The sequence below is a fragment of the Calothrix sp. CBUCES-K 9914 genome, assembly GCF_059640475.1.
Genome location: NZ_JBXXZH010000455.1, coordinates 1 through 3,848, shown reverse-complemented (window position 1 = coordinate 3,848; position 3,848 = coordinate 1). Strand labels below are relative to the sequence as shown.

The window sequence follows — 3,848 nt, the reverse complement described above, 5'->3', positions numbered from 1 at the left end:
CACGAATACCAACTTTGTTATCATCTTCCGGTTTTAGACCTACTAAAAGAACTAAAGACTGATGCTTAATTTGCACTCCTAAATCTAAGAGCTTGATTCTCTCCATGCTACTATCTTCAAAATTCCTGAGAACAGGGGATAAATCATTAACTCTTATCCCTAATGCTTCAAGCGGTTGCCAATCAGGTTCAAAGATATTTTGTAGCCAATCCCTTAAGTTTACTACTCTTTTTTCTACAGAGTCAATTAGTCTTTTAACTGGATTTATTTGACTAATATACTCCGGAAAGTCTGCAAGTGTTTGCAACTGGTTGATATATAAAACACCTTTCTTTTCAGCTACTGTTGCAGCAAACCCCAGAATTGTTGCTTGTTGTAATGATTCATTAAGATGTACAACAATATAGCCTATTCTGTCTGACCAAACGTCTGCTGGTACATAACAAACCTCTGCATCTGATAGTACTGGACGACACTCTAATTTACCGTAGTCTTTTACTTCTAAATCTGCTACATCTGTAAAAGTTGACATGACTTTATCATGACTATCACTTTCTTGCAAATCTGTGTCTAATCCCATACATTGCAAATAAAAATTTACTGCATGTACGGCTAAAACATTATGATAGACTTGTTGAACTTTTTCGGGAGTAAATTGTGCCTCAGATAGCTGTTGCGCGATTTGATGCGCTGACAAAGACAGAGGAACTCTAAAAGTTAATGCTTCTATCATACTACTAATTCTCATGATTTAAAAACTGCCTCGCTAATTAACTAAATTTTGGCATTAATCTTGTAAGTATTCCACAAAAAGAGGGCTAAATTTTTTGAGACTACGATTGAAAAAACAGGAAAGGGTTTGAATTGAATCTATTTGCCATTGTTTTGCCAAATATTCCCAGGTTTTACCCCCCCACACTTTTTCCAACATCATAACTTTAAAGTTAACATCTGGGCGCCCTACAATGTGTGCTTTACTAAACACCCCATCTGGGTCTTCTTCAATAAAATTCCGCAGTTCTTGAGAATTGGAAACAGCTTCTTCTTTTTTCCAAAATCTTTCTAAAGTTTCTGCGTTATTGAGGAAGACTATTTTACCTTCAGACTGGTTTTTATTGGTGATGTTCCTGAGAATTTTTGGTAACTTTGTGATGCCTTGTTTCATATATTTATTTTGGACATCACTGAATCTTTTAGGTAATAAAAAATTAACCCAAGCCATTACGTTATGGTTGGGGTTATATTGGTCAATATGATGACAAATGTATAGTAGAGTTTCTTGAATTGCCTCTTTATATATATACTCATAAAAATCAGGTGAAAATGAATAAGAACTTCTGTAGGGATGGTAAAAACTATCTGTTATTTGAAGAGCTTCAACTAACAAATTTAATACTAACCTTCGTTCTTTACTACCAGGTAAAGCTTGTTGAGCTTCTTGGGCTATTCGATTAATTATTGTATCAGTCAATATTGTTTTCAAAGCTGCATCCCGCAGAGAATTTACCCATTCTTTTATTGGTGTACGTTGTGGATTATAATTATTTATCTTCTCGCTAACATCAAGCAAAAGTTGCTGTTGCAAGTCCAAAGAAATTTGTTGAGCAGTAGGAGAAATTAGTTTTGACGGACTACGAAGTTTGTGCGAGCGCAGAATCACATTAACTAGTTCATTAAGAGCTTGTTTTCGTTCTTGACTTTGTATTGGGTGCTTTTGTACCATATCCACCAACTGTTGAAGTTGGATATCAGAATCAGTTAAGCCATTTGGGAAAGAGTTAACCATGCTATATTGTTCCAAGCTTTCAAGATACTGCGTTAATCAAAATAGTGTTAATTGATACAGAGCAATCTGATAAGGTTAGGTACGTATATCACACTCTCAGTTAATGAAGAATGAAACTTTGAACCTATAACTGTATTTCCGACTGACTGGCAAAAGTTTATGCAGGGCTTTCTTTTTTTTACAAAACTTTACATACAATTAAATTGATATTGGCCGGAATACTTAATTGTTAAAAATATCTTAATCTATCCTTAATTCGATAACTTTACCATTTCACGAACATTCCCACTTATCCCACCTACACCTTGATTAAATTCGCGGTCTTGTTCGCATACTCGCATAGACAAACCATTTTCAGCACACAACACAATTAGTCCTTTCGCGTTAACTTGTTGTGGTAAAAACTCTAAACGGTAACGCATTAACAACATTGCCAAAATAATTTTGATTTCCATTATCGCAAATCCGGCGCCGATACAAACGCGCGACCCAGCACTAAAAGGATTATATTCGTATATACTTGGCTGAATTTGCTCCCATCTCTGAGGAACAAAACGCTCCGGCTCTGAATATATTTCAGGTGCCCGATTAGTATGATAAATACTTACAAAAACTTCTGTCCCTTTTGGCAAATCATAACCACTTAATATAGTATCCTGCGAAATAACACGACCATTCCAAGGAACAGGTGATAGTACTCGCATACTTTCTTTAATAACATGCTCTAATAAAGGTAGCTGTTGTAATTGTTCAATAGTAGGCCCCTCACCATGTAACACACCATCAAGTTCATCAAGTAAGTCAGCAGCAACTTGGGGATGTTGGGAAAGTAAAAACAAAGTCCAAGTTAATGCATTTGCACTTGTATCATGACCAGCAAAATAAATAACACCAAGATGTCCAAGTAATTCATCATCAGTTAGCGTCATCCCATTTTCAGCATCTCTAGCTTGGATAAGCATTGAAAGAACATCACCGTTATCAATACCAGCAGAGCGCTTTTGCCCAATGGTATCCCGCATAATAGTATCTAGTTCAACGATACCGTTAAGCAGTTTATGGTAAGGAAAACCAGGGATATCAAACGGAAGAGCAAGAACTTCTGGACTACCATATTTACCAAAAACTTCTTTTAACAGCGCTGTAAACCTACCACTATTTTCACTAAAATCCATTCCAAATAAGGTTTTAGTAGCAATACGCATCGTTAGGCGCCGCATCAGTTCAAGAGTATTTACGACCTCACCTACTTGTAATATTTTTAGTTCAGACTCAGTAATTGCCACCATATCATCGCGGTAAGCTTCGATACGTGACTTGTGAAAAGCAGGCATTAGAAGTTGCCGATGTTGACGATGTTCGGCGCCGTTAACACCAAATAACCCAACAAGAAAATGCCTAAAAGGATGAGTACGTGGAGAATCATTCCGCTTACGATAAATATGTCCACTCAAAGGACACTTGTGATATATATCATGCTGGCTAGTCACTTCCCGAACAACCTCGGCGCCTTTTGCTAACACCGTACCCGGACAATTAGGATATGGTGAATATACATTAGTACCACCTCCTTGGGTCAAAGCCACAACCGAGCCATATTTTTCAAACAACCGACTCGATAACTTAATAGAGTCGCCAACAAAATTTAAAACCTGGCTAATATGTCCGAACAGTGGAGACACGGGGGGACCAGGTACTGTTATTTTTCGCTCAATGGTATTTGCAATCATGATATATATTTTACAATTTTGTTTCGCTTGTAGAGAGTGGTGATAGTTCACCTTAAATGTAGTATTGGTTACAACTTACTTTTTTAATGTATAAATTTAGATACTTAAAATTAAAGCGAGGATGAATTAGCCGCAATATATCCTCGCTTGAAAAACAGACTGCGGCACCGAAATTCTTATGTAAATTAAATAATAAACATAGCTCAAACAATTAGTGAGATGGACATTCTGCCGTCCCTAAACAAAACTTATAACTTCAAATATACTTACTGCCGCATTAAATCAGCAAACCGTTTTAAAATACTAGCAACAGAGTATAAATCATTCTGGCG

3 protein-coding genes are annotated in these 3,848 nt (G+C 36.5%); all 3 read right to left on the bottom strand.

The window, feature by feature from the left end:
- On the bottom strand, positions 1-748 hold a 748-nt coding region (locus AC2JBO_RS43755), incomplete at its 3' end, for a DUF1822 family protein (RefSeq protein ID WP_496959881.1).
- A gap of 39 nt (positions 749-787) precedes the next feature.
- The gene (locus AC2JBO_RS43750; protein ID WP_496959880.1) at positions 788-1,786 is read right to left on the bottom strand and encodes a hypothetical protein; all 999 of its coding nucleotides are present in this window, start codon (positions 1,784-1,786) and stop codon (positions 788-790) included.
- Positions 1,787-2,037: 251 nt separating this feature from the next.
- Positions 2,038-3,516 carry a cytochrome P450 gene (locus AC2JBO_RS43745; protein WP_496959879.1) on the bottom strand — a complete coding sequence of 493 codons (1,479 nt, stop codon included), beginning with the start codon at positions 3,514-3,516 and terminating at the stop codon, positions 2,038-2,040.
- Between the last annotated feature and the right edge of the window lie 332 nt (positions 3,517-3,848).